Source organism: Halovalidus salilacus, from assembly GCF_031852275.1.
GTDB lineage: Archaea > Halobacteriota > Halobacteria > Halobacteriales > Natrialbaceae > Halovalidus > Halovalidus salilacus.
Genome location: NZ_CP134700.1, coordinates 3,438,799 through 3,464,660, shown reverse-complemented (window position 1 = coordinate 3,464,660; position 25,862 = coordinate 3,438,799). Strand labels below are relative to the sequence as shown.

The following is a 25,862-nucleotide window of genomic DNA, read 5'->3' as shown; positions in this document are numbered from 1 at the left end:
CGTCCGTCCGTCGTCGAGCGGTTCCCGTGGGTCCGTGCGCCATTTCCTGGAGGGTTCGCGGACGACGGGCATAATCCATTCGTCTCCGGCGACTTCGTCGGCGTCCGCTCGTTCGCTTCGGCAGAATACCCATCGCGTTGCGCCGGGAACGGAACGTTGAACACCGGACGTGCCGAATCGTTCGACGACCTCGATGCCCGACGACGACGCCGCGTACGCGCCCGCCGAGATCAGAACCATCGCCCTCGCCGTCATCGCGGGGGTGTTCTTCGGGGGCGTCGCGACCGGCGTCGCGTTTCCGACCCTGCCGCTGCTCGACGAGAAACTCGTCATCTCGGCCGTGATGTTGAGCTTCATCCTCTCGGCGAACCGCATCGCGCGGCTGTTCATGAACACGCCGGCGGGGACGATCATCGACCGCGTCGGCGCGCGCAAGCCGATGATCTTCGGCCTGTTCACCCAGGCGCTGGCCCCGTTCGGCTACATCGTCGGCCTCCACGCGCCGCCCGTGATGATCGGCGAGGTTCCCGGGCTGACTACCGTCTCCCTTCCGGGACTCGTCTTCGTCACCTCGCGACTCTTCTGGGGCGTCGGCAGCGCCTTCGTCTTCATCGGCGCGTTCGCCACCATCACGTACGTCACGACCTCGAGCAACCGCGGTCGGTGGGTGGGCTACATGCGCGGCGGGCAGTCGCTCGGCTTTCCGACGGGCCTCGCCGTCGGCGGGGTGTTGACGGACCTCGCCGACATGGAGACGGCGTTTCTCGTCGCGGGCGCGCTCGCGCTCCTCGCGGGGACGGTCGCGACCATCGTCCTGCCCGACGTCCACAGCGGGGCCGAAACGCGCTCGGCGCGCCTGCGCGAGGTGCCGACGCTCCTTCGCGGACGGCCGACCGTCCTCCTGATCGGGTTCGGCAACTTCACGCTCCAGTTCCTCTGGGGCGGGATCATCCTCTCGACGCTGGCCCGGTACGCGAGCGACCACGGCATGGAGCTCTCGCTGCTGGACGCCGCGGGGATCAGCGGCGTCGTCATGGCGCTGGGTGTCGTCACCTCGGGGGTGACGACGATCGCCACGGGCTGGATCTCCGATCAGATCCCCGACCGCACGCTGTTGACCGTTCCGGCGTTCGCCTCGATGGCGGCCGGGTTCCTGCTCATCGCCCACGTCCCCTCGATCGAGGCGCTGCTCGTCGCGATGGTTCTCGCGGGGATCGGCATGGGCGCGGCCGCGCCGGCGCTGCTGGCGATCCTCGGCGATCTCACCCCCGGCGACGAACTGGGCCGGATGGGCGGGGTGTTCAACGTGATGGGCGACGTCGGGCTGAGCCTCGGACCGCTGATCGCGATTCCGGCGGTCGACCTCTGGTTCGGCTACCGGTGGACGTACGTCCTCTGCGCCGCGCTCGTGCTCAGTTGCCTCACGTTCGTCTCGATCCCGCTCCTGCGCAACCCGGAGGTCACGACCGGGACCGTGCGGGCGGACTGACCGCTCGAGGTGGAGTCGTCGAAGAACGGCGGCTCGAGCGCCGGCGTCAGACCCGCTCGACGATCGTCGCGATCCCCTGGCCGAAGCCGATGCACATCGTACAGAGGCCGGTATCCTGACCCGTCCGCTCGAGTTCGTGGACCAGCTTGGTCATCAGGGCCGCGCCGGTCGCGCCCAGGGGGTGGCCGTGGGCGATGGCGCCGCCGTTGACGTTCACCCGCTCCCAGGAGACGCCGGTCTCCTCGAGCCAGGCGGCGACGACCGAGGCGAACGCCTCGTTCACCTCGAAGAGGTCGATCTCCGCGGCGTCCATCCCGGCCTTCTCGAGCACGCGCTCGGTGGCGGGGATCGGTCCCGTGAGCATCGTCACGGGGTCGACGCCGACGACTTCGGTCTGGACGACGCGGGCCATCGGCTCCCAGCCGCGCTCCTCGGCGGCCTCCTCGCTCGCCACCAACAGCGCCGCGGAGCCGTCGACGATCCCCGAGGAGTTGCCGGGGTGGTGGAAGCCCTCGCCCTCCTCGCGGAACACCAGCGGGAGCTGGGACAGGGTCTCGAGGTCGGTGTCGGGCCGGGGGTGTTCGTCCTGCTCGACCGTGACCGTCTCACGGGTCGCTTCGCTCCCCGTTCGATTTTCCGAGTCGCTTCGCGACTCGCCCTCCCCCTCGAGTTCGGTTTCGACGGGGACGAGCTGGTCCTCGTAGCGCCCGTCCTCCCGCGCCTCCTCCCAGCGGCGCTGGGAGTCGACGGCGATCTCGTCGAGTTCCGTCCGGGAGAAGCCGTACTCCTCGGCGATGCGCTCTGCGCCCTCGCCCTGGTGGGTGAGCTCGTCGAAGTGCTCGAAGTAGGTGTCGGTGACGGCGCCCTCGCCGTCGACGCCGTCGGCGCCGTCGGAGCCCATCGGCACGCGGGTCATGTGCTCGACGCCGCCGGCGATCAGCACGTCGTGCTGGCCGGCCATTACGTTCGCGGCGGCGAAGTTCAGGGCCTGCTGGCCCGAGCCGCACATCCGATTGAGCTGTACTCCGGGGACGACGTCTCCCCAGCCGGCGACCATCGGGGCCAGTCGGCCGACGTTGAGCCCCTGCTCGTCCACCGGCGTCACGCAGCCGTAGACGACGTCCTCGATCGTCTCGGGGTCGAATTCGTTACGTTCCTCGAGCGCCTCGAGCGGTTTGGCCGCCAGGTCCTGCGGGTGCGTGTCGCGGAACGACCCGTCGCGCTTCCCGAAGGGCGTTCGTACCGCGTCGACGATTACGGCGGATCTCATGACTTGTTCGTGACTATTCCGTCCACCACCATAGGGATTGTGAACGGGTTCGAGATCGCCGGTATTCGAGGGTATCTGCGGAATTTTCGCTTCGACGAGACTGTGTCGTTTGATAACACGCACAACCGTTAAGTCAGATCGCGGAGTAGTTCGCGCGTCATGGACCTCGGCATTCAGGATCGAACCGCCGTCGTCACCGGCGGCGCCGGTCGAATCGGAAGTACCGACTGCCACGTCCTCGCCGAAGAGGGCGCGAACGTCGTCGTGCTCGACGTCGACGAAGCGGGCGCCGCCGCCGTGGCGGAGGAGATCAACGGGCGCGACGTCGACGGCGAAGCGATGCCCCTCGAGTGCGACCTCACCGACCGCCACGACGTCGCCGACTCGATGGACGAGGTGCGCGACGCCTTCGGCGGGGTGGACGTACTCGTCAACAACGCGGCGATGGTCGACGCCCGCTCGCGCATCGACGGCTACGACGACGAGGTGTGGGACCGCGACGTCGAGATCAATCTGACGGGGACGTACAACATCAGCAAGGAAGTGTTCCCGCGGATGTGCGAACGGGGTTGGGGACGTGTCGTGAACATGTCCTCGATGGCCGGCTGGTACGGCGGCTTCGGCCAGCTCTCCTACTCGGCGACGAAGGCGGCGATGATCGGCGTCGGCCGAACGATGGCGCTCGAGGGCGCCCAGTCGGGGGTCACCTCGAATATCATCGCGCCGAACATCGTCGTCGAGCAGTGGTCGGACATGTCGCCCGACGAACTCCGCGAGAACGTCGACGAGTACTACGCCCGGATCGCCGAGGCGACGCCGATGCGCCACCTCGGCACCGAGGCGGACGTCGCCAACACGGTGGCCTACCTCTGCTCGGAGCAGGCCTCCTACGTGACGGGCCAGATCGTCGGCGTCACCGGCGGGATCGACCTCTTCAGCTTCTGATCGCGGACGCGGAACGTCGGTTCCGAGTCCGTCGCTCTCACTCCGGGTACTCGTCGCGCCACGGCCGTCGCCGTTCGAAGGCGGCGCTGGCGGCGATGACGACGTCGTCGGCGTGACGCTCGCCGGCAAGTTGCAGCCCGACCGGCAGCCCGTCGACGAAGCCCGCCGGGACCGAGGCCGCCGGGTGCCCCGTGAGGTTGTACGGCTGGGTGAGCACCCAGCCGCGGTAGGGCTCGATCTCGACGCCGTCGACCTCCTCGGGCTCCTCGCCGTGGGGGAACGGCGTCGTCCCGACCGTCGCGGTCGCGAGGAGGTCGTACTCCGCGAAGCAGTCCTGCAGGCCGTCGAAGACGCGCGTTCGAACGACGTCCGCGCGCCTGCGCTCCCGGGCGGTCGGCTCCTCGACGTCGACGATGAGATCGACGAGGTACGGCCGGAGGCGGTCGCGGTCGTCCCCGCGCGGGTCGAACCCCTCCTCCTCGAGGTCCTCGAGCAGCGCCCGCCACCGGACGGTCGCCATCGTGTAGTAGGCGTCCAGGATCTCCTCGTTGTCGTGCTCGAGGTCGGGATCGACTCGTTCGACGGTCGCGCCGGCTTGCTCTAACGCCGAGACGGCGTCGTCGAGCACCGCGCGCACGTCGGAATCGACGGGGTAGACGCCCATGTCGGGGCTGTAGGCGATCGTCAGGTCGTCGATCGGGCGGTCCACGGCGTCGCGGTACGTTCGCCGCTTCGGGACCGAGAACGGATCGCGCGGGTGAGCCCCGGCCATCACGTCGAGCGAGATGGCGGCGTCCTCGACCGTCCGGGCCAGCGGTCCGTGGGTCGAGAAGGGCGTGTGGCTCGCGAAACCGTTGGGTCGGCCGACGTTCGGGACCACCCCCTGGGTCGGTTTCAGTCCGTAGACGCCGCAGAAGCTCGCGGGAACGCGGATCGAGCCGCCGGCGTCCGATCCCGGCGCGAGGGGAACGAGCCGGTCGCCCAGCGCCGCGCCGGCCCCGCCCGACGAACCGCCGGAGACGCGCTCGGGATCGAAGGGCGTGCCCGTCGGCCCCGCAACGCGATTGTCCGTCGTCGTGCCGAGGCCGAACTCGGGCGTGTTCGTCTTCCCGACCACGATGGCCCCCGCCGCCTTCAGCCGGGCGACGAACGGCGAGTCCGAGTCGGCGACGCGGTCCTCGAAGAGCAACGACCCCGAGGTCGTCCGGACGCCAGCGACGTCGTCGAGGTCCTTGATCGCGACAGGGACGCCGTGAAGCGGTCCCAGCGGCTCGCCCTCGTCGATCGCGCGCTCGGCTTCTTCGGCCATCTCCCGGGCCAGATCGTCCGTGACGGTGACGAACGCGTTCGTTCGGTCGTTTCGGTCGTGAACGCGCTCGAGGGTGGCTTCGACGACCTCCGTGGGCGCGTACTCGCCGTCCCGGATCGCTCGCGCGAGCCCGGCGGCGGTCATCTTCGTGGGCTGCAATGACATACCACCGATATCCGCGCGTCGGGTGAAAAACCTTCACCGGTCGCTCGGACGGCGAACGGTGAGCGCGACGGACGGCGAACGGCCGACGGGAAACGGCGAACTCGAGCCAACGAGAGCAGCGAACGACGAACTCGAGTCTGACGGGATCGGCGAACGACGAACGGCGAGAGCGACGAGAGCGACGAGAGCGGCCAACGGCGAGGGCGAGCGCAAACGCTTTCGCCGGCGGCTCACTCGGTGATCCCCATCGACTTCGCGATGGTGTTCAGCTGAATCTCGTCGGTTCCCTCGACGATCCGGAGGATGCGGGCCTGGTGGAGCAGGTCCATGTACGGGTTCTCCTCGGCCAGTCCGTTGGCCCCGTGGACCTGGACGGCCGCGTCGGCGACCTCCCAGAGCACGTTCGTCGCGAACCACTTTACGATCGAGGAGTCAATCACCGTCCGCTCGTCCCGGTCCACCTTCCAGGCGAGTTTCAGCCCCGCGGCGTCGGCGGCGTACGTCTTCGCCCGCCCGCGGGCGAGTTTCGCCGACACCTGCTGAAAGTTCCCGATCGGCTCCCCGAAGGCCTCCCGTCCCGTTACGTAGTCGCTCGCCTCCTCGAGCAGGTACTCCGCGTACCCGATCGCCTCGGCGCCCAACTCGAGTCTGCCGAGCGAGAGGAACTCCATCGCGGCGTAGAAGGCCCCGTCGACCTCCCCGAGGACGCGATCCTCGGGGATGCGCACGTCGTCGAGGACGATCTCCGCCTGCGTGCCGACTGCGCCGACGGCGTTGTTGTAGGATCCGATCTCGTACTCGTCGCGCTCGACGAGGAAGCAGGTGATGCCGCCGTAACGGCCGGCTTCCTCCTGCGGCGTCGTCCGGGCGAACAGCTGAACGAAGTCGGCGTAGGGCGCGTTGGTGATCCACTGCTTGCGCCCGTTCAACACCCACCCATCCCCCTCTCTCTGGGCCGTCGTCTCCATGTTCGGCGAGTCCGAGCCGTATCCCGGTTCCGTCTGGGCGAACGCCGTCGACTTCTCCCCGCGCACGGTCGGCTCGAGGTAGCGCTCGACCTGCTCGCCCTCGGCCTGCAACAGCAGCGGCTTCGGCCCCTCGGGGCCGGCGAGGACGTAGCGCTCGAGGCCGCCGCCGCGGGTGGCGAGGTGCCGTTTCGCCCGGTACCAGGTGACCGCGGAGACGCCCCCGCCGCCGACCCCCTCGGGGAGGTTCATCGCGTAGTAGCCCGCCTCGGCCGACCGTCGGCGGATCTCCTCGCGCGCCTCGAGCACTTCCTCGGTCAGACGCCCGTTCTCGCGGTGGCCCTTCCGGGGATTCTCGTGGGTGTCCCCGAGATCCTCGACGATCGGTTCGACCTCGCGCTCGACGAACTCGTCCAGGCCGTCGAGGATCAGGTCGGTCTGTTCGTCCGTGGCGAAACTCACGCCGCTCGTCGTCTGAGTCGTGTTCGAGTCCATGAAAATCGAGGTGCCGCTCCGTCAGCGCTCCGGCGCCTCCGGTTCCGTTCCGTCCGCCTCCGATTCCGTTCCGTCAGCTTCCGGTTCCGTTCGTTCCGCTTCCGGTTCCGTTCGTCCCGTTCTCTCCGTCTCCGCCGCTTCGGCTTCGGACACGTCTTTTACCGCCACTTCCTCTTCGACGTCCATCTCGTCAGCATCGTCGTCGTCAGTCCCGTCGTCGGCCTCGAAGCGGACGTCGTCGAAGCGGTCGCGCAACCGCTTCTTGTCGAACTTCCCGGTCGAGGTCTTCGGAATCTCCTCTATCAACTCGTAGGCGTCGGGCAGCCACCACGACGGGAACGTCTCCCCGAGGTGGGCCTCGAGGTCGTCCGCGTCGAGGTCCGCCCCTGCGGTCGGCACGACGACCGCGAGCGGCCGCTCCTGCCAGCGCTCGTGGTCGACCGCGATCACCGTCGCCTCGCTGACGCCCTCGTGGGCCATCAGTTCGTTCTCGAGCTGGACGGAGGAGATCCACTCGCCGCCCGACTTGATCACGTCCTTGTCGCGGTCGACGACGTCGACGTACCCCCACTCGTCCCGGGTGGCGATGTCGCCGGTTCGGAGGTAGCCGTCGTCGGTAAACGCCTGTTCGTTTTCCTCGGGCCGGTTGTGATAGTGGTCGGTCACCCAGGGGCTGCGGACCTGGAGTTCACCCATCGTCTCGCCGTCGCGCGGGACCTCCTCCTCCTCCTCGTCGCCGGACTCCGTCCGGCTGCCAGCGGAGCTCTGCTCGGCGCTGTCGACGACGCGGATCTGCATGCCCGGAACGGGCAGGCCGGCCTTCGCGCGGTAGGCGTAGCGCTCGTCGCTCGGAAGGTCCGCCACCTCCTTTCGGAGCGTGCTGAGGGTGCCCAGCGGCGACGTCTCGGTCATCCCCCACCCCTGGATGATCGGCGCGTCGTACTCCTCGTCGTACTTCCGGATGAGCGACTCGGGCGGGGCCGACCCGCCGACGGTCAGCCGCTCGATGTTCGAGATGTCGACCTCGGGGTTCTCGTCGAGGAATTCGGCCATCTCGAGCCAGATGGTCGGGACCGCCGCCGAGAACGTCACCCCCTCGTCGGCGATCAGGTTGGCGATCGACGGCGGGTCGGTGTGGATCGAGGGGAAGACCTGCTTGGCCCCGACGAACGTCGCGGCGTAGGGGATCCCCCAGCCGTTCGCGTGGAACATCGGCACCACGGGGAGCACGACGTCGCTCTCGCCGACCCCGTTGGCGTCGACGTGCCCGCACATGATGCTGTGGAGGTACATCGCCCGGTGGGTGTACGGCACGCCCTTCGGGAGGCCCGTCGTCCCCGAGGTGTGGCACATTCCGTACTCGGCGTCCTCGTCGAGGTCCGGCCACTCGTATTCGCCGGGATGGCCGGCGAGCAGCGACTCGTAGTCGGTCACCGGCTCGAGGTCCGTCTCGGGAACGTCGTCCGCGTCGCCCAGCACGACGTACTGCTCGACGCGCTCGAGGTCGTCGGCGTTCGCCTCGACCGTCTCGAGCAGCCCCGGATCGACGAAGAGCACCCGATCCTCGGCGTCCTCGATCGTGTGGACGAAGTGGTGGTCGGGCAGCCGCATGTTGCACATGTGGATCGACCGCCCCGAGCACGCCGGCCCGAAGTAGAGTTCGTAGTGTCTGTAGTGGTTCGTCGCGACGACGCCGACCCGCTCGCCCGCCTCGAGGCCCAGTTCGTCCAGGGCGTGGGCCAGCCGACAGATCCGCTCGTACGCGTCGGCGTACGTGTACCGGTGGATGCTCCCCTCGGGCAGTTTCGTCACCAGCTCCCGGTCGGGGAACAGGTCGACCGCCCGCTCGAGGAGTTTGTCAAGTGTTAACTGCACTCCCATCATGTCCGTACACACGTTCTTCGTCGTCCACCGTAGGCGTTTCGTCGCGTTCACGGACGAGAGAACGATCGACGGCGCGCATTTCGACGACGGCCGGCGACGATCCGCGCGCTCTCAGTCGTCCCCCTCGAGTCGCACCAGTTCGTCGACGTCGGGGATCTCCGCGGCGGCGTCGGTGATCTGGCGCATCCTGTCGGCGTGCTTCTCCACGGCGTAGGCGGCCAGTTCGCCCTCGCCGAGTCCGGCGCGCTCTTCCGGGTCGTCGGGCTGGAACCGGTCGTCCTCGGTGATGCCCTGGACGAGCGGGATCAGTTCGCTCACCGTCCCCTCGATCAGCGCCGGATCGACGCCCTCCTCCCGGATGAGCTTCTTCAACTGGTTCATCCCGAAGCCGACGTGGCGACCCTCGTCGCTGCGGATCTTCGTGAACCCCTCGACGAGCCCCGGCAGGTGGGGAAGCGCCTCGAACTCCCCGCCGTAGGACGTCTGCATGCCGTAGTAGCCCGTCTGGGCGAGGATCCCCTCGACCGTCAGGTGGTAGTGGCAGTACGCCTTCGCCCGGTTCTCCGGGGTGTCCTCCTCGAGGAGCCGGTACTGCGCCTTCTTGTTCCGGTCGAACAGTTCGACGTAGGGCTCGTTGAACCACCGGTCGTGCCGGGGGTTCGAGCGCTCCCAGCCCGTCCGGTCTTCGACCTCCCAGACGACCTCGCGCCAGTAGCGGTCGAAGAAGTCGGCGTGCTTGGCCTCCTCGTACAGCTGCGTCGTCAGGAACAACTGGTCGTCGATGTCCTCGAGCACCACCGCGAGTGGCGCGAGGTCCTCGGTGACGGCGTCCTCACCCGCCCCGAACTTCGCGATGCCGTTGAGCGTCCGGTACCACGTCTCCCGGCCGTACTCGTCGTAGCCCTCGATGTGGGCGACCAGGTTCTCCACGTCCCGCTCGAGGTCGATCTCGCCGGGGTCCCAGTGGCGCTCGACGGCGTTCCGGTAGTAGCGGTTCGATCGGGAGTCCCGATCCATCATCTCGGTCGGTGTGTACGTTGTTTCCATATGACTAACAGACGCCGTCGCGACTAATAATTGTAGCGTCACAGCCACGTTCGCGACGGCCGCTGTGTACCTGGTGGGCTCTCACTCACCGCTCGAGCGATCCGATGCTCGAGCGCGAACCCGATGAAGCAGCAGACGAACGGCGCGTAGAACGACAGCGTGTCGACGGTCTCGACTCCTCAACCCACGACCGGCCCGTCGGTACCGGCGACGAACACGGCGGTTGACAAGAACTAAGTCGTCTCCCACGGTGGGTGGTGGCATGTCACGAGACGCAGTCGCCGTCGTCGGTGGCGGCATCATGGGCAGCGGCATCGCTCAGGTACTCGCGCGCGCAGGCTACGAGGTTCGCGTCCGGGAGATCAACGAGGAACTCGCCGAGGAGGCCCGCGAGCGACTCGTCTCGGGGAACTACGGCCTCGACGACGCCGTCGAAGGTGGGTACATGACCGAGGGGGAGAAGGAGGAGGTCCTCGACCGACTCACGTTCACGACGGACCTCGAGGAGGCCGCCGCCGATACGGAGTTCGTCATCGAGGCGGTCACCGAAGACCTCGCGATCAAGGGCCAGGTGTTCCGCGACCTGGACGAGGTGACCGACGACCAGCCGCTGTACTCGAACACGAGCGGCTTCCCGGTTACCTCGATCGCCAACGCCGTCGACGACCCCTCCCGCGTGGCGGTGACCCACTTCTTCAACCCCGTGCCGGTCATGTCGATGGTCGAGATCGTGAAGGCCCCCGAGACGGACGAGGCGGTCGTCGAGCGCGCCGAAGAACTGGTCGACGAACTCGGGAAGACGCGCGTCACCGTCGACGACGCGCCTGGTACCTACGGATTCCTCGCCAACCGGTGTCACGCGGCGATGCGACGCGAAGCCCAGCGGATCGTCGACGAGGGGATCGCGACCGAAGAACAGGTCGACAAAGCGCTCGAGGAGGGGTACAACCTCCCCGTCGGGCCGTTCTCGCTGCGCGGAATCGGCGAGGAGTGGGACTGATCGGTTCGCGGGGCCCCTATCGCCCCTCGAACTCGGGATCGCGCTTTTCGCTGAACGCGGCCGCACCTTCCTCGAAGTCCTCCGTGTTGAGCAGCGTCGAGAACTGCTCGCGGTCGTAGCGTAACCCCTCCTCGAGGCCCGTCTCCACCGCGACGCGGGCGGACTTCTTGATCCCCTGGACCGCCAGCGGCGCCTGGCCCGCCAGCTTCTCGGCGAACGACGCGACCTCGTCGTCGAACTCGTCGCCCGGGTAGACGCGGTTGACGATGCCGAGTTCGCCGGCGCGCTCTGCCGGGACGTGGTCGCCGAACATCGCGAGTTCCTTCGCGACGGCCGGCCCCGCCAGCTTGGTCACGTACTGCACCCCACCCGCGCCGGGCAGCAGGCCGAGGTTCACTTCGGGGAAGCCGAACGTGCTCTCCTCGCTCGCGAGCCGGAAGTCGCAGGCCAGCGCGGTCTCGAGGCCGCCGCCGAGGCAGTAGCCGTCGATCTTCGCGATCACGGGCGCCGGGAAGTCCACGATGAACTGGTAGTGGGACCTGGCCGAACTCCCGCCCGCGGAGTCCGAGGAGAAGCCGCCGATGTCGGCTCCCGCGCAGAACGCCTTCTCGCCGGCCCCCTCGAGCACGACGGCCCGGAGCGCGACCCCGTCGGCGTCCTCGTTTCGCTCCTCGAGGCGGCGCAGCCCCTCCACGATGTCCCGCGAGAGCTGCCCGTTCAGCGCGTTGAGCGAGTCCGGGCGGTTCATCGTGAGCGTACCGATGCCACTGTCGTCGTCGTAGTCGAGCAGGACGGTCTCTAAATCGTCCATGTCCGCCAGTCGACGCGATCGAACTAATACGTTCGCCAACCGGTCGCGTCGGACGCCGTCAGTTCGGACGCCATGAGTTCGGATGCCGTCGATTCGGACATCGCGACTCACCTTCGACCTCGAGCGCGGCTCTCCTTTCGCACCGCCTCCTTTGCCTCCTGTCAAAGTTTATCGTACCCCCCGCCCGTACCCCGGTGCATGTCTCAGCCGGACCGATCGGGCGCGAAGAGCGTCCGGTCACGATCTCACGCTCGTCGCCTCGAGTTCTCCGTCGAGTGGCCGCCCGGCCACGCCGCCGCCTACCTCCTCCCCCGCGAGGAACCGATCCTCGTCGACGCCGGCATGACCGGCGAGGCGGGCGCCGAGGAACTCGTCGACGGCCTCGAGGCCCACGGCTACCGACCGGCGGACGTCGAGCACCTCCTCTTGACCCACGCCCACTCCGATCACGTCGGACAGACGCGCACGCTGCTCGAGGCCAGCGACGGCGAGGTCACCGTCTACGCCCCGCGCCGGATCCGGTCGTTCCTCCGGCGCGACCCCGAGACGGTCGAAGCGGCCACGCGCGAGAACATGCGGGAGGCGGGCGTGCCCGACGAGCACCTCGAGGAGGGCGTCGAGCGGCTGGTCGACGCCCACCGGCGGATGCGGGAGGCGCTACCGCTCGAAGCCGTCGACGTCTGGATCGACGAGGGCGAGTCGATCCGGGTCGGCGACCTCGAGGTCGAACCGATTTACACGCCAGGCCACCACCTCACGCACTTCTGTTACGGGACGACGCTCGAGGCCGACGATGGTACGAGTGGCCCCGACGACGCCCACGAGCGCGTCCTCTTCTCGGGCGACATGGTCATCGAGCCGTTTCGCGCGGCGGCCATCCACGCCAACTTCGACGAGGGCGTCGCGGCGGGCATCTCGGCGTTCCTCGAGGCGCTCGAGCGCTTCGACGCTGGATCGTACGATCGCGTCTACCCCGGCCACGGGCCGGTCCACGACCGATTCGAGGAGTCGGTGGAACGATCGTTCGCGGACCTCGACGAGCGCGTTCGGGGCAGCTACGACGCCCTCCGGGCGGACGGCTCCACCGCGTTCCACGTCGCGGCCGAACTGTCCGACCGCCCGAGCCACCGGGCGCGCATCCTCCCCGAAATCGTGGGCGCGCTCGCCCACCTCGAGCGCGAGGGGGAGGTGTGCTCGCGCCTCGAGGACGGCGTTCGATTCTACGAACCCGTTTGAACGTGGGTCGTCGATCGGTCCGCTCGAGGCGTCGCACCGTCTGCTTGACTTCTCGTAAAGTTTCTTCTTTGATGCGCTCGTGACGTCTCTCCTGAAACGTCGGACACCACGAAAGCCCCTGGCGCTCCCGGCGGCTGCGACGTGCTGCGGTCCTCAGCCCCCCGGGCTTGCGGTCCTTGCGACGTCTCGCTCGCCGGGAGCGAGAGCCCCTTTCATTCCCACCCGCGGTGGCCGTCCGGGCAGCCGACACGGGTGGGAATGAAAGGGGCTGGCGCTCTCGAGGAAGGCGGGCGAAGTCCTCGTGAGCGAAGCGAACGAGGGATCAGCGAGACGCGAAGCGTCTCGCGGAGCAAGCACTGCAGTGACCGGAGGGGGCGAAGCGCGCAGCGAGCACACCGACTCGAGAGCGCCAGGGGCTTTCGTGGTGATCTCACTCGCTTCGATGTGGATGGCGGTCGGCGAAACGTGCTCCTTCGAGTGTGAGCGAAATCGAAGACGACGAACCCCCGGAAGGATCCTCGACGGTTCGGCGTGGCCTCTGTAGCGTCTCAGTCGTCGAGCGCGTCGATACGGAGGTCCTCGTCGAACCGCAGCGCGTTCTCGACCTCGGTCTCGTCGACGTCGTCGAACGCCCAGCGGGCGATCGAGCGGCGGTGGACCTCGTCGGCGCCGTCGACGATGCGGAAGGCGCGGACGTTCTCGTAGAAGTGAGCGATCGGCAGGTCCTTGCCGATGCCGTTCCCCCCGCAACACTGCAGGGCGAGGTCGATGATGTCGTTGGTCACGTTCGCCGTGTACATCTTCGCCATCGCGACCTCGATCCGGGCCTCGCTGCGGTCGAGTTCGCGGGCGGCGTGGCGGACCATGCAGCGGGCGGCGTGCAGGCGCGTCTCGGCGTCGGCGATGCGGTGGCGCAGCGCCTGCTTGTCCTCGAGCGGCTCGCCGAATGCCTCGCGCTCGCGGAGGTAGGCCTTCGCGATCTCGAGCGAGCGCTCGGCCATTCCGGAGTAGCGCATGCAGTGGGTGAGTCGACCGCCGCCGAGACGCATCTGGGCGATCTGGAAGCCCTCGTTCTCCTCGCCCACGGTGTTTTCGACGGGGACGCGGACGTTCTCGAACTTGACCTCGGCGTGGCCGCCGACGCGCTCGGTGATGCCGTGGCCGCCCAGGTGCGGGATGTTACGCACGACGTTCACGCCGTCGGCCTCCCGCGGCACGAGGATGATCGACGTCCCCTCGTAGGGGTGGGCGTCGAGGTCCGTCCGGACCATCGCGAGGTAGAAGTCGGCGTCGAGGCCGTCGGATGTCCACCACTTGTGGGCGTTGATGACCCACTCGTCGTCGTCCTTGACGGCGGTGCTCTGGAGCATCTTCGGGTCCGAGCCGCCGCCCTGTCGGGGCTCGGTCATCGCGAACGCCGATGAGAGCTCGCCCTGGACGAGCGGGCGCAGCCACTCTTCCTTTTGCTCCTCGGTGCCGACGGCCTCGAGGGTGTGCATGTTGCCCTCCTGGGGCGCGTTGGCCCGGATCGAGAGCGCGCCGATGAGCGAGCGGCCGACCTGCTCGAACGACGGGAGCATGTCGCGGAAGTTCAGCCCCTGTCCGCCGTACTCCTCCGGGACCTGCGGCGCGAACAGGTCGCGTGCTTTCGCCTGCTCCCACAGGTCTTCGATCTCCTCGTTCGTGATCGTCTCCCCGGTCGCCAGGGCCTCGCGCTCCCGGGGGATGACGACGTCGTCCATGAACTCCCGTACTCGACCGGCGACCTCTTTTGCCTTGTCGGAGTCGTGGTACTCCATACCCTCATGTTTCTTCAGGCCAATGTAAAAGTATACCACGCGGTGCGTCCGGGCGGCGCCCGCTCCCTGTGCCGGACGCGCGATCAGCGGTGCCCGTCACCACCCCCTGAACGCGGTCAGCGGCGCTCGCCACCCGAACTGACTCGAACGATCGCGGTCCCTCGCCCCGGCCAAACTCGAGCGGCCGCGGCGACGTGGCAATCGAGGACAATTTTTAATACAGAACTGTGGTATCGTTGTGCATGGATCTCTCGGAGATATCCGACGCCGCACGGGAGGGGAACGCCGCGCGCTTGCACGACCAGACGGCCCGGTTCCACGGGGACGCGGTCGCCATCGAGTACCACGGGACGACGACCACGCACGAGGAACTCCGGGAGGAGAGCGCCAGATTCGCCGGCGGCCTCCGCGACCTCGGCGTCGAACCCGGCGACGTCGTGATGCAGTACCTGCCGAACTGTCCGGAGTACCTGATCGGCGCCCTCGGCGCGTTCAAAGCCGGCGCGGCCGTCTCGCCGGTCAACCCGCAGTACCGCAAGCGGGAGCTGGCCTATCAGCTCGAGGACACCGAGGCGACGGCCGTGGTGACCCACGCGGCGCTGTTGCCCTACCTGCGGGAGGGCCTGGCGGAGGTCGACCGCGATCCGATCGTCGTCTCGGTGGCGAGCACGGACGACGACGTCCACGCCTTCGAGTCGGTTCGGGGCGAGGAGACGCTCGTCGAGCGCGCCGACGACGACGTCGCGCTGTTACCCTACACGTCCGGGACGACGGGCAAGCCCAAGGGCGTCCAGCTCACCCACCGGAACTTCCGGGCGCAGATGTACGCGGTCCTCTCCCGGGAGAGCGAACTCGCCGACGAGGACGTCCGCAGCCTCGTCTGGCTGCCGCTGTACCACATCACCGGCTTCACCCACACCGCGTGGCAGCCGCTGGTCCGGGGCGGGAGCGTCTACCTCCGGAGCGCGGCCAACTGGGACGCCGCCGCCTGCATGGAACTGATCGAGGAGGCGGGGATCACCCACTACGTCGGCGTCACCGCGATGTACGTCGACATGGTGACGAGCGGCGAGTTCGGCGAGTACGACCTCTCGAGCCTCGAGTCGGCGGGCGAGGGCGGCGCGAAGATGTCCGTCTCGGTCCAGAAGGAGTTCGAGGCGACCGCCGGCGTCGACATCGGCGAGGGGTACGGCCTCACCGAGACCCACGGCGCGACCCACAGCCAGACCGGGTCGACGTTCGGTCTCCGCCACGGGACGATCGGTCAGCCCACCCGGATGACCGACTGCAAGATCGTCGACGCCTCCGGCGAGGAGGTCCCGCCGGGCGAGGAGGGCGAACTCCTCGTGCGCGGCCCGCAGGTGATGAAGGGCTACCACAACATGCCCGAGGCGACCGCGGAGGCGTTCACCGAGCACGGCTACTTCCGCACCGGCGACATCGCCCGCCGCGACGGGACCAACTACTACGAGATCGTCGACCGCAAGAAGCACATGATCAACTCCGCGGGCTACAACATCTACCCGAGCGAACTCGAGGAGTTGCTCACCGAGCACGAGGCGGTCGCCGAGGCCGCCGTCATCGGCATCCCCGACGAGCGCCGGAACGAGGTGCCGAAGGCCTACGTCGTCCTCCGGCCGGACGTCGAAGCGGGCGTCGACGTGACCGAAGACGACGTCCAGCAGTACTGTCTCGACAACGTCGCCGCCTACAAACACCCCCGGGAGGTCGAGTTCATCGACGAACTGCCGCGCACGACCTCCGGGAAGATCCAGAAGTACAAACTCGAGGAGCGGGACGCGGGCGACGGCGAGTAACGTAGCGCGCGGTCGAGCGGTCGGGGCGACGCGCGACGGAATGACTGGCGAACGAGCGGCCGATCAGGCGACCTCGTAGTACCGAACGCCGTCGCGCGTCTCGTACTCGATTTCCCCCCGTCCCTCGAGCGTTCCGAGCGCGCCCAGCGTGTCGAGCACCTGCACCGGGTAGCGGACCTCGCCGACGCGCTGGCGGGTCACCTCGAGGGGCGTCGTCGGGCCGGTCGCGCCGACCGACTCGAGCGTCTCGGCGACCAGTTCCTCGAGGTCGCGGCGCGTGAATTCGATCGTTCCGCGCACCTCGTCGAAGACGGGACCGTGACCGGGGTACACGCGATCGATCTCGCCCGCGGCGACCTCGAGTCGGTCCATCGCGTCGAAGAACGCGTCGACCGCCTCGTAGGCGCCGTAATCGATGCCGACGTGGATCACGCCGGCCCGGAACGGCTCGATGAGGGAGTCCCCGCTGAAGAGGACGGTCTCCCTGCCGAGGGTCGTCCGCAGGCTCGCGTGGTGCACCTGGTGGCCCGGCGTGTGAATCGGCTCGAACTCCAGGCCCGCGGCCGCGAACGGCTCGCCGAACTCGAAGGGTATCGCGCTCTCCGGCTCGAGTAGTCGGCGGTTTCGCCGCAGCGAGTCCGCGGCCCGCTCGACCTCGCGCTCGATCGCTTCGCCCCGGTAGCCGGCCGAGCGACCGATCTCCCGCACCCCGGCGACGAGGTCGTTCTCCTCGCGCTCGAGTTGCTCGAGCACCGGCGCCGGCGCGTAGACGTCCGCGCCCAGTTCCCGCGCGACCGGCACCCCGCCGATGTGATCGCTGTGGGGGTGGGTCACGACGACGGCCTCCAGTTCCACGGGGTCGAACCCCGCGGCGGCCAGGCCGTCGCGGATCACCGATTCGCCCTGCTCGGTCGGATCGCCGGCGTCGACGAGGATCGGTCCCGGCTCCTCGCGTTCGATCAGGTAGGCCGCGACGTGTTTCGGCGGCCACTCGACGTCGAACTCGAGGCGAGAAACCGGGGCCGACCGCGTCGACGATCGGTCGTCTCCCGTTGGCATCTACCGGGTGGACGGGGGCGACCCACGTAAAACTGCGCCTCGGCCGGGGTCCCGCGCTCGGCGAGACGTTCGCGTTCGGGTGGACGGAACAGTTATTTCGTCTCGTTTCGAACTGTGTTCTATGACAACTCCGGGCACGGATTCGGACCACCGCGTCCAGGCGGTGGTGAAGACGCTCGACGTCCTCGAGGCGCTCTGGCGCTCGGGGGGCGCGGGAGTGACGGAGCTCACCGATCGGACGGGACTGCCCAAGAGCACGGTTCACGCCCACCTGACCACCCTCAAGTCCAAGGGCTACGTCGTGCAGGACGGCGACGAGTACCGGCTGAGTTTCCGGTTCCTCACGTTCGGAGAGCACGTCAAACACGCTGAACCGCTGTACGAGGCCTCCGAGACGCCGATCGCGGACCTCGCGGACCGGACGGGCGAGCGGGTTCTCTGTTCGACCGAGCAGAACGGACTCGGAACCGTCCTCCGGGCCAGCGACGGCCCGCGTTCGGTGACCACCGGCATCGACGTCGGCACGCACACGTACCTCCACTCCTCGTCCGGCGGAAAGGCCATGCTCGCCTACTTCGACGAGGAGAAAGTCGACCGGATCGTCGACAGGTGGGGACTGCCGGGATTCACCGAGAACACGCTCACGGACCGGGAGTCCCTGGCCGCCGAACTCGAGACGATCCGCGAGGAGGGGATCGCCTACAGCCACGAGGAGTACATGCCCGGACTGAGCGGAATCGGCGCTCCGATCCTCGGCGACGACGACGTCGTCTACGGCGCGATCACCGTCTTCGGACCGACCCACCGACTCGAGAACGAACGCGACGTCTCGGACCTGCAGAACCACCTCCTCTCGGCGACGAACACCATCGAGGTCAACGTCATGCTCTCGTAGTGTTCGGATCGATCGAATCGATCGGGTCCGTCTTCAGTATCCCAGAACGAACGCGTCGACGGAAACGCGGCGATCGGATTAGTATCCGTATGTGATAGGACGCTCGTCGTCACATATCCCGGACAGAATATCGTCGGTTGAGCGGTGCCGTCTCGAACCGACCGCGCACGTTCCTCGAGCGGCCGTCAACCGTCCGAAGCGCCTCGTCTCGACGGCAATCGCCGTGAGGGCCCGCTGACGTCGTCCACTCGTGGACGTTCCCGTGTATTCGGCCGATAGGACCGTCCATGGTGTCTGATTCGGCGGGTTGTACTCACCCGTTCGGTCGGATCAGATTCCGGCGTCCGACGCTATGCGACGAGACTTCATATGAAAAAGATACTATTAAACAAACTGGTATTATTCGGTGAGGTTCGTTCGGTGGGGGAACGGCGAACCCGGATCGACGACCGACCCTCCTCTCGTCAGAAACCGAGGCGGTTACAACTGCGCCTCGAGTTCCCGGACCTCCTCGCGGACGTTACGAACTTCCCGGGCCTGTCGGTCGGTCGTCTGGGAGAGCGTTTCGATGCTCGTCGCGACCTCCTGGATCTGGCCGATGGCGTCGTTGAGCATCGTCGCCACCTCCTCCGCGGTCGCGGCCTGGTCGTCCGTCGCGCCGGCGATCTGCTCGGTGCCGGTCGTCGCCTCGTCGACGGCGACGCCGATCTCCGTCTGTTTGTCGTCGACCACGCGGGCCCGCTCGAGGACGTCGTCGACGCCCTCGAGCGTCTCCTCGACGCGTTCGACCGTCTCCGTGGCGTTCGTTCGGACGTCCTCGACGATCGATTCGATGGTCTCGACCTCCGCTTTCGACTGGTTCGCCAGCCCCTTTATCTCGTTGGCGACGACGGCGAACCCGGCCGAGTTGCCGCTCGACTGTGCGGCCTGAATGTTCGCGTTCAGCGCCAGGAGGTTAGTCTCGTCGGCGATGTCGTCGATCACGTCGACGACGGTGTCGATCGCCTCGGTGCGCTCGTCGAGTTGACGACTGCTCTCGGCGAGTTCGGTGGCGGCGTCGCGCACGTCGTCGGTCAACGAGACGATCTCCGCGGTCGCCTCCTTCGACGCGTCCGCGAGTTCGCCGACCGCGGCGCTCTGGCCGCTCACCTCGTCGGCGCTCGCCGCGACCTCCTCGACGGTCGCCGAGAGCGACTCCATCTCCTCCTGGACGACCGTCAGGTCCTCGAGTTGCGCCTCCACGAACGACTCGAGGTCCGCGTTCGCCTCGGCGTTCGTCTCGGTGGCCTCGAGCAACTCCTCGACGGCGCCGTCGACGATCTCGCTGATCGACTCCTGCACCCGCTGAAGCCGATTGCGCCGTTCCACGAGCTCCGTCACGACGCTGATGTACTCGAACGCCCCGACGACGTCCCCGTCGGGCGCGTACAGCGGTACACCGGCCGCGCGAATGTGCCACGCGTTATCCTCGTTGCCGCCGGAGCGGATGCTATCTTCCCGGACGGACCGTCCCGTTCTGGCGATCTTCTCGGCCAGCGTCTCGTCGACGCCCTTCGTTCCGATCACGTCGATCGCCCGCTCGCCGATCGCATCTTCGTGTTCGATCCCGGAGAGCTCCGTGTGCTCGTCGTTCCAGTGGCTGATGATTCCGTCGTCGTTGACGACCAACACTGGTTCGGGGAACTCCTCGACGAGTTGATCGAAGAGGTTCCGCCAGAAGTCCCGTTCGTACCGCAATCGTTCTACTTGGTCCGCTTCGTCGCCGTCATCGACGGAATCGGCGTTCGGTTTCAGGTACGAGTTCCCCGCGGTCATTTGACGGGTATTCCCAAACGAACGATAAATAGCTACTGGCACGTCTGGCGTTCCGTCCGGCGTTCCTCGAGCGCACCGTTACGCCCGAATTCGCTGGAAATGGCGGTTCAAAGCGGCAAACTCGGGTGAATCGACGGATCGTTTTTACCACCGATTCCGAACGTGGTTACCGAACTCGTTCGGATGCTCCTGATCGTCGGACACCGCACCCCAGTGACGGGATCCGCCGTCCGACCGAACCCGACGAAACTCCCGTCGAACCGCTCGTGATCCGCGCGCTCAGTTCACCGGGACATCGTCGGGGAGCGCAGAACGCGATCAGTCGTCGTCCGGGCCGACCTCGACGGTGTCGTACTGCGACCGAAACGCGAAGAAGAGGCCGTGCCGGCCGGGGATCCGCGGCAGTTCCCGACCGTCGTCACCGACGAGCGCATCGGACTCGAGTCGCCAGCGGACCCCGTCGGCGTCGGCGATGGTCTCTCCGTCGCGCTCGAGGGGCGACGGCGGGGCCTCGTAGACGGCCACGTCGTCCGTCGCGTCGCGCACCACGACCGCCCCGTGGCCGTCGATCTCGTCCGTCCAGAGGCCCTCCGTCGGCACGTCCTCGACGGGATAGACGCGGACCGTGGATCCGTCGTCGCTCGTCACGCCGTAGACGTCGGTCTTCTCCGGCAGTTTCCCATCGCCCGTCCGTAGGCCCGGCTGGATCGCGTTCTCGTCGTTCCAGTAGTGCTGGAAGAACCCGACGTCGTCCTCGTAGTGGCGATAGTCGAAGTCGTATCCCGTGTCGATGTCCAGCGCGAGCGAGTCGGGGTGGGCCTCCCGCCACTCGCCCCACGTCGTCTGCGTAACCGGCTCGACATCGAGTCGGGCGTCCTCCTCGAGGAAGTCACCGGCGATGGGGACGCCCCGGTGCTGGCTCCAGAGGCTCTCGGTCTCCTCGTCGAACATGACCTTGTTCCCCGCGAGCAGCATGCCGGTGCTCCCGAAGGTGAGGGTCCGATCGTCGACGCGGCGGTCGTAACAGATCGGCGCGTTACAGAGCGTGCAGTAGGTGAGCGTCAGGGGAACGCCCTCGAGCGTGATGTTCGCCATCTCGTGGGGGAACAACACCCACCGCGGAACGGCGTAGGCGGTGTCGTCGACGGTGACGCCGAAGACGACGTCCTCCGGCTTCAGGTACCGCTCGTCCTCGCCCCTCGAGACGCCTGCGACCTCGTTCGTGTCATCGTCGTCGCCCTCGTCCTCGCCCCTCGAGACGCCTGCGACCTCGTTCGTGTCATCGTCGTCGCCCTCGTCCTCGTTCGTCTCCCCGTCGCCGTCTCCGTTCTCGGTCCCGTCCACGGTGACGGCGTCGCCCGGAACGAAATTCGGTTCGTTGCACGCCGCCAGGAACGACGGGTCGCAGTTCCCCCAGCGGACGTCCTGCAAATCGAACGCGCGGGGTTCCGCGTCGAGCAACCGGCCGACCGGCGGCAGGTACGACCGGTAGAGCTGCAGCTTCCACGCGTCGAACCCCTCGAGCGGCTCGACCTCCTGCTGGGAGTACCAGCTCTCCCACTCCACCCAGGCGTACTCGGAGTCGTAGTCGGGGTCGGCGACGGCCTGCAACGCCGCCCGCACCCCCGGCCAGCGAGCCTCGGGGAGCTCGAGGTATCGGGGCGGGCTGTGATCGCGCAGCACCCAGGGAAAGCCGAACCGGTCCCAGTTCGATCCGATCTCGTGGATCATCAGCACCTCGATCAGGTGCGGAACGACGCGTCGGTCGCCGATCTCGGCGAGTCGTTCTAACGCCCGCGCGTGTTCGTCCGCGTCGCGAACGAGGAGGTCGTCGACGAGCGACCGAAGTTCCGCGTCGGCGTCCGGTCTCGACGTAGATGCCATACGTGGGAATACCTCGCAAGGGTCAAAAGCGGTGCGATCGGCCGTGGTGGCGAGCAGTCGTGTCGGCGCACACGGACGGTACGTCGAGGAGACGGTGTGTGGCACTCGCCCACATACGCGTTCGCTCTCACGAAACGATACTTTTCGTCGTGGCCGAACGTACCGTAGGGAATGACCGCGAATGGCCCCGAGTATTTACGGGCATACCTTTGTAAAATCGATGCTCGTCGATCGGCAAGGGTGCGTTCGAGCCGTCCGACGAGGTGTTTCTTCACAGCGAACGCTTGCCCTTTCATCGTCGACGAACGATGATGGATAATAGGGAATGCATTATGTACCCGGTATCCGTATCGGATACGTATGGATGGGGACGAACGCGATGGACGATCGATCAAATCGGATGAAACCCTGTTCGCCATCGTCGAATCGCTTCGGGAGAGCGGGGACGCCGGCGTGACGGAACTCGCGGACCGGCTCGGCCTGGCCAAGAGCACGGTGCACAAGCACCTCGTGGGGCTCGAGCGACGCGGCTACGTCGTCAACGAGGGGGGGCGCTACCGCCTCGGCCTGCAGTTTTTCAACGTCGGCGTCTCCGTTCGAAACCAGTTCGACGTCTACCACGCGGCGAAAGAGCGCATCAATCAGTTGGCGTTCGACGTCGACGAGACGGTGTGGCTCATCGTTCCCGAGAACGGCATGGGGATGTTCCTCTACGGCGTCCCGCGGAACGAGTCGTTCTCGTTCGACTCGACGATCGGGAACTGGGTGCCGCTCCACGCCAACTCGGCGGGCAAGGCGATGCTGGCCCACCTTCCGGAACGCGAAGTCCTCGAGATCATCGAACAGCACGGGCTGCCCGCTCGAACCGAGAACACGATCACCGACCGTGACGCGCTGTTCGGGGCGCTCGAGCGCGTCCGCGAGCGCGGGTACGCGGTGAACTACCAGGAGGACCTGCGCGGGTTACACGCCCTGGCGACGCCGATAATCCGCGACGGGAGGCCGATCGCGGCGGTGGCGATCGCCGGCGCCGCGAACCGGCTCACGGAGGAGCGCATCGAGGGGGAGCTCTCGGAACCGCTGCTCGAGGCCGTCGACGACATCGAACTCCGCCTGGTGTACGGGTAATCGGCGCCTCGAACGGAACCCCGGTCGGATCAGGGGAGCAAGCCGGGGCGGAGCGCGACGAACAGCGCGGCGGCGAAGCAGTACGTCGACCCGATGAACAGGGAGACGGCGCGATCGGTCGAGAGTGCCCGGACGATGCACGTGACCGCGGCGCCGAGGGGGAAGACGCCGGCGACCGCGGCTCGAGGCGGGAGCACTCCCGTCGCGCTCGAGCAGGCGAGCAGGGCGACGGCGACGCCCACGAACGCCCAGGCGACGGGACGGGCGGCGTCGGGGCCGACGACGACCGGAATCGTCCGCTTCGGGACGCGCCGGTCGTGGTCGTAGTCGAGCAGGTCGAGCAGGACGTTGATCCCCGCGAGCAGCCCCAGGAAGACGGCGGCGAGCGCGACGACCGGCGCAGAGGGCGCGCCGGCCTGGGTCGCGTAGCCGCCCGCCGTCGCGAGGGCGATGCCGAGCGGGTAGTCGAGGGTGCCGGTGGCGGGGGCGGCGTCGAGGTGGGGTGCGTGGAGGTAGCCGAGGACGACGAGCGGCGCGGTGAGCGCCGCGGAGACGGGGCCCACGGCCGTCCAGAGGAACGCGACGCAGGCGACGAACGCGGCGCTCGAGACGCCGATCGCGGCCCGGATCTCGGTCGGCGAGAGGGGGTTGTCGGCGTCCTCGTTCCGCACGTAGTAGTCGACGTAGCCGTCCTCGAGGTGGGCGACGTAAACGGCGAGTCCGACCGCGAGGGCGTGGACGGCCGCCGTCGAGACCCTCGCGTCGCCGGCGAGGAGGGCGCCGAAGACCGACATCGCGACGCCGGGGAGGAAGAACACCGGCTGGACGTGGGCGGCGAGCCCTCGAGTCGTCCGGCGAAGCCGCGTCCGGCGGAATCGGTCGTGCACGCCCGTCCCTACGAAGTCGAGGGGCATAATCGATCCCGTTCGGCCGCAGGTGCTTCGAACCCGGTTCGGATTCCGCCCCCGACGCCGGCGAACGGGGCCCGTCAAACGACGGGCCATCATAACCATTAATACCCTCGGTAGCTGGTCTCACACGTAGGCGACCAGACCGATGAAGTACATTGATACGTTCGACCGAACCGTCCGGTGTTACTCGTCGAAGACGGCACTCGTGACCGACGACGGGCGATCGACGACGTACGGGGAACTGGACGACCGGACGACCCGGCTCGCGAACGCGCTGAACGAGCGCGCGCCGGACCGACGCATCGCGACGCTCGCGCTCACGGGCTCGATGGCCGTCGAGGCCATGCTCGCGAGTCAGAAGCGGGGCCTCGCGAACGTGCAACTGCCGTTCCGCGACAGCCCCGGCACCCTCACGGCGATGCTCGAACCGACGGAGGCGGCCGTATTGCTGTTCGACGACGCCAACGTCGAGAAGGCCCTCGAGGTGCTCGACCGCACGGCGATCGAGGTGGGAATCCACGCGGGCGAGAAGGCGATCGACCGGGACGACGTCGAGGACTACGAGGACGTGGTCTCGAGCGCGTCGGCGGAGCCGGTCGAGCCCGATCCGGCGTACGAGCACGGCGTCTTCTACACGAGCGGGACCACGAGCACGCCGAAGGGGGTGCTGTTCGACCAGGAGCAGATGTGGTACGGCGCCATGCAGGTCGTCATGGAGATGTCCATCCAGGAGACGGACACCGCCCTCGTCACGACGCCCTGGTACCACATGGTGACGACCGACGCGTGGATCCTCCCGCACGTCATGGCCGGCGCCACGATGGTCGTCCAGTCGGACTTCGACCCCGACGAGGCGCTCCGACTCGTCGAGGAACACGACGCGACGGGGATGCTCGCCGTCCCGACGCAACTGCACGTGCTCGCCGACGCGCAGGCGGACGCTGGCTACGACATCGACACCCTCTCGTACATCCGCACGGGCGGATCGATCGTCACCGAGCGCCTCGTGGAGAAGGCCTCCGAGCACCTCACCGAGGGCATCTACAACACCTACGGGCTGACCGAGGGCGGCCCGAACCTCACCTTCGCCCACCCGTCGCTGCAGGCGGAACACACCGGGACGATCGGCAAGGAGTCGTTCGCGTGGGAACTCCGTGTCGTTGAGGCCGCCGACCCCGACGAGGATCCCGATCCGACGGCCACCGTCGACCCGGGCGGGATCGGCGAGATCCTCGCCCGCGGCCCGGGCATGAGCACCGGCTACCTGGCCCACCCGGAGGAGAGCGAGCGCACTTACGTCGACGGCTGGCTCCGGACGGGCGACTGCGCCGAGGTCGACGAGGACGGCTACCTTTACATCGTCGGCCGGGTCGACAACATGATCGTCAGCGGCGGGGAGAACGTCTACCCCGAGGAGGTCGAGGACGTCATCGAGTCCCACGAAGCGGTCGCGGAGGCCGTCGTGGTCGGTCTCGAGGACGAGCAGTGGGGCCACCGCGTCGCGTGCGTGGTCTGCGCCGACGGGCGCGGGGAGGTCGACGTCGAGGAACTCGACCGCTTCTGCACGGCGCACGACGAACTGGCCAACTTCAAGCGACCGCGCGAGTACGCGGTGACGGACGAACCGCTCCCGCGGACCGACACGGGAACCATCGAACGGGCGACGATCTACGAGGAGTTCTTCGGCGCGTAGGGTCCGAACCGGACGTCGGACGCGGGCCGCCCCTGTCACGTACTGCCCCGCACTGTGCGGATGCGCTGGTGGACGCCGAAGTACCCCCTCACGCCGACGATCTAACCCCGTAGGTCGCCGGACCGGTCGCTACCGCGCGTCCCTCGTCGATCGGGGGTGGTCCCCCACGGCTCGTCGGTGCGCTCGAGAGCGTGCGAGACGCTCGAGGCGTTCGTCGAGCTCGTCGGTAAGCCCGAGCCGTCTCG

General features: G+C 67.9%; 19 protein-coding genes. 8 read left to right on the top strand and 11 right to left on the bottom strand.

Features of this window, described 5'->3' with window-relative positions:
* The first annotated feature begins 193 nt into the window (after positions 1-193).
* The gene (locus RJT68_RS17045; protein WP_407037727.1) at positions 194-1,489 is read left to right on the top strand and encodes an MFS transporter; all 1,296 of its coding nucleotides are present in this window, start codon (positions 194-196) and stop codon (positions 1,487-1,489) included.
* A 46-nt stretch (positions 1,490-1,535) separates the two neighbouring features.
* Here RJT68_RS17045 and RJT68_RS17040 read toward each other — a convergent pair whose 3' ends face one another.
* Positions 1,536-2,759, bottom strand: a complete 1,224-nt coding sequence (locus tag RJT68_RS17040) for a thiolase family protein (protein WP_407037726.1) — start codon at positions 2,757-2,759, stop codon at positions 1,536-1,538.
* Positions 2,760-2,918: 159 nt separating this feature from the next.
* Between RJT68_RS17040 and RJT68_RS17035 the strand changes: the two genes are divergently transcribed.
* Positions 2,919-3,704 carry an SDR family NAD(P)-dependent oxidoreductase gene (locus RJT68_RS17035; protein WP_407037725.1) on the top strand — a complete coding sequence of 262 codons (786 nt, stop codon included), beginning with the start codon at positions 2,919-2,921 and terminating at the stop codon, positions 3,702-3,704.
* A 37-nt stretch (positions 3,705-3,741) separates the two neighbouring features.
* Here RJT68_RS17035 and RJT68_RS17030 read toward each other — a convergent pair whose 3' ends face one another.
* The 4 genes from RJT68_RS17030 to RJT68_RS17015 all read right to left on the bottom strand — a co-directional run bounded on the left by RJT68_RS17030 (position 3,742) and on the right by RJT68_RS17015 (position 9,569).
* On the bottom strand, positions 3,742-5,178 hold the full coding sequence (locus RJT68_RS17030) for an amidase (RefSeq protein WP_407037724.1): 1,437 nt from the start codon (positions 5,176-5,178) through the stop codon (positions 3,742-3,744).
* Positions 5,179-5,408: 230 nt separating this feature from the next.
* Positions 5,409-6,638 carry an acyl-CoA dehydrogenase family protein gene (locus RJT68_RS17025; protein ID WP_407037723.1) on the bottom strand — a complete coding sequence of 410 codons (1,230 nt, stop codon included), beginning with the start codon at positions 6,636-6,638 and terminating at the stop codon, positions 5,409-5,411.
* A gap of 21 nt (positions 6,639-6,659) precedes the next feature.
* Positions 6,660-8,519 (bottom strand): long-chain fatty acid--CoA ligase, encoded by a 1,860-nt coding sequence (locus tag RJT68_RS17020; RefSeq protein ID WP_407037722.1) that lies wholly within the window; start codon positions 8,517-8,519, stop codon positions 6,660-6,662.
* 114 nt (positions 8,520-8,633) lie between these two features.
* Entirely contained in the window at positions 8,634-9,569 is a 936-nt protein-coding gene (locus RJT68_RS17015; RefSeq protein WP_407037721.1) for a ferritin family protein, read from the bottom strand.
* A 262-nt stretch (positions 9,570-9,831) separates the two neighbouring features.
* On the opposite strand from RJT68_RS17015, the gene RJT68_RS17010 reads away from it, so the two are divergent.
* Positions 9,832-10,569: a 3-hydroxyacyl-CoA dehydrogenase family protein gene (locus tag RJT68_RS17010; RefSeq protein WP_407037720.1), complete on the top strand. Its 738-nt coding sequence runs from the start codon at positions 9,832-9,834 to the stop codon at positions 10,567-10,569.
* Positions 10,570-10,585: 16 nt separating this feature from the next.
* On the opposite strand, the gene RJT68_RS17005 is transcribed toward RJT68_RS17010, so the two are convergent.
* A complete protein-coding gene (locus tag RJT68_RS17005) occupies positions 10,586-11,380 on the bottom strand; it encodes an enoyl-CoA hydratase/isomerase family protein (RefSeq protein ID WP_407037719.1) in 795 nt (264 codons plus the stop codon).
* A gap of 198 nt (positions 11,381-11,578) precedes the next feature.
* On the opposite strand from RJT68_RS17005, the gene RJT68_RS17000 reads away from it, so the two are divergent.
* Positions 11,579-12,616, top strand: a complete 1,038-nt coding sequence (locus RJT68_RS17000; RefSeq protein WP_407037718.1) for an MBL fold metallo-hydrolase — start codon at positions 11,579-11,581, stop codon at positions 12,614-12,616.
* A gap of 548 nt (positions 12,617-13,164) precedes the next feature.
* Here the strand turns inward: RJT68_RS17000 and RJT68_RS16995 are convergent.
* Entirely contained in the window at positions 13,165-14,415 is a 1,251-nt protein-coding gene (locus RJT68_RS16995) for an acyl-CoA dehydrogenase family protein (protein ID WP_407037717.1), read from the bottom strand.
* A 242-nt stretch (positions 14,416-14,657) separates the two neighbouring features.
* Here RJT68_RS16995 and RJT68_RS16990 point away from each other — a divergent pair, with 242 nt between their 5' ends.
* On the top strand, positions 14,658-16,232 hold the full coding sequence (locus RJT68_RS16990; protein WP_407037716.1) for a class I adenylate-forming enzyme family protein: 1,575 nt from the start codon (positions 14,658-14,660) through the stop codon (positions 16,230-16,232).
* A gap of 63 nt (positions 16,233-16,295) precedes the next feature.
* Here RJT68_RS16990 and RJT68_RS16985 read toward each other — a convergent pair whose 3' ends face one another.
* A complete protein-coding gene (locus RJT68_RS16985; protein WP_407037715.1) occupies positions 16,296-17,291 on the bottom strand; it encodes an MBL fold metallo-hydrolase in 996 nt (331 codons plus the stop codon).
* A gap of 121 nt (positions 17,292-17,412) precedes the next feature.
* Here RJT68_RS16985 and RJT68_RS16980 point away from each other — a divergent pair, with 121 nt between their 5' ends.
* Positions 17,413-18,186, top strand: a complete 774-nt coding sequence (locus RJT68_RS16980; protein WP_407037714.1) for an IclR family transcriptional regulator — start codon at positions 17,413-17,415, stop codon at positions 18,184-18,186.
* Between the two features lie 480 nt (positions 18,187-18,666).
* On the opposite strand, the gene RJT68_RS16975 is transcribed toward RJT68_RS16980, so the two are convergent.
* Positions 18,667-20,001, bottom strand: a complete 1,335-nt coding sequence (locus RJT68_RS16975) for a methyl-accepting chemotaxis protein (RefSeq protein ID WP_407037713.1) — start codon at positions 19,999-20,001, stop codon at positions 18,667-18,669.
* Positions 20,002-20,319: 318 nt separating this feature from the next.
* Positions 20,320-21,885 carry a DUF3179 domain-containing (seleno)protein gene (locus tag RJT68_RS16970; protein ID WP_407037712.1) on the bottom strand — a complete coding sequence of 522 codons (1,566 nt, stop codon included), beginning with the start codon at positions 21,883-21,885 and terminating at the stop codon, positions 20,320-20,322.
* Positions 21,886-22,245: 360 nt separating this feature from the next.
* On the opposite strand from RJT68_RS16970, the gene RJT68_RS16965 reads away from it, so the two are divergent.
* The gene (locus tag RJT68_RS16965; RefSeq protein WP_407037711.1) at positions 22,246-23,013 is read left to right on the top strand and encodes an IclR family transcriptional regulator; all 768 of its coding nucleotides are present in this window, start codon (positions 22,246-22,248) and stop codon (positions 23,011-23,013) included.
* A gap of 29 nt (positions 23,014-23,042) precedes the next feature.
* Here RJT68_RS16965 and RJT68_RS16960 read toward each other — a convergent pair whose 3' ends face one another.
* A complete protein-coding gene (locus RJT68_RS16960; protein ID WP_407037710.1) occupies positions 23,043-23,900 on the bottom strand; it encodes a UbiA prenyltransferase family protein in 858 nt (285 codons plus the stop codon).
* Between the two features lie 169 nt (positions 23,901-24,069).
* Between RJT68_RS16960 and RJT68_RS16955 the strand changes: the two genes are divergently transcribed.
* Positions 24,070-25,617, top strand: a complete 1,548-nt coding sequence (locus tag RJT68_RS16955; protein ID WP_407037709.1) for a class I adenylate-forming enzyme family protein — start codon at positions 24,070-24,072, stop codon at positions 25,615-25,617.
* Positions 25,618-25,862: the final 245 nt, after the last annotated feature.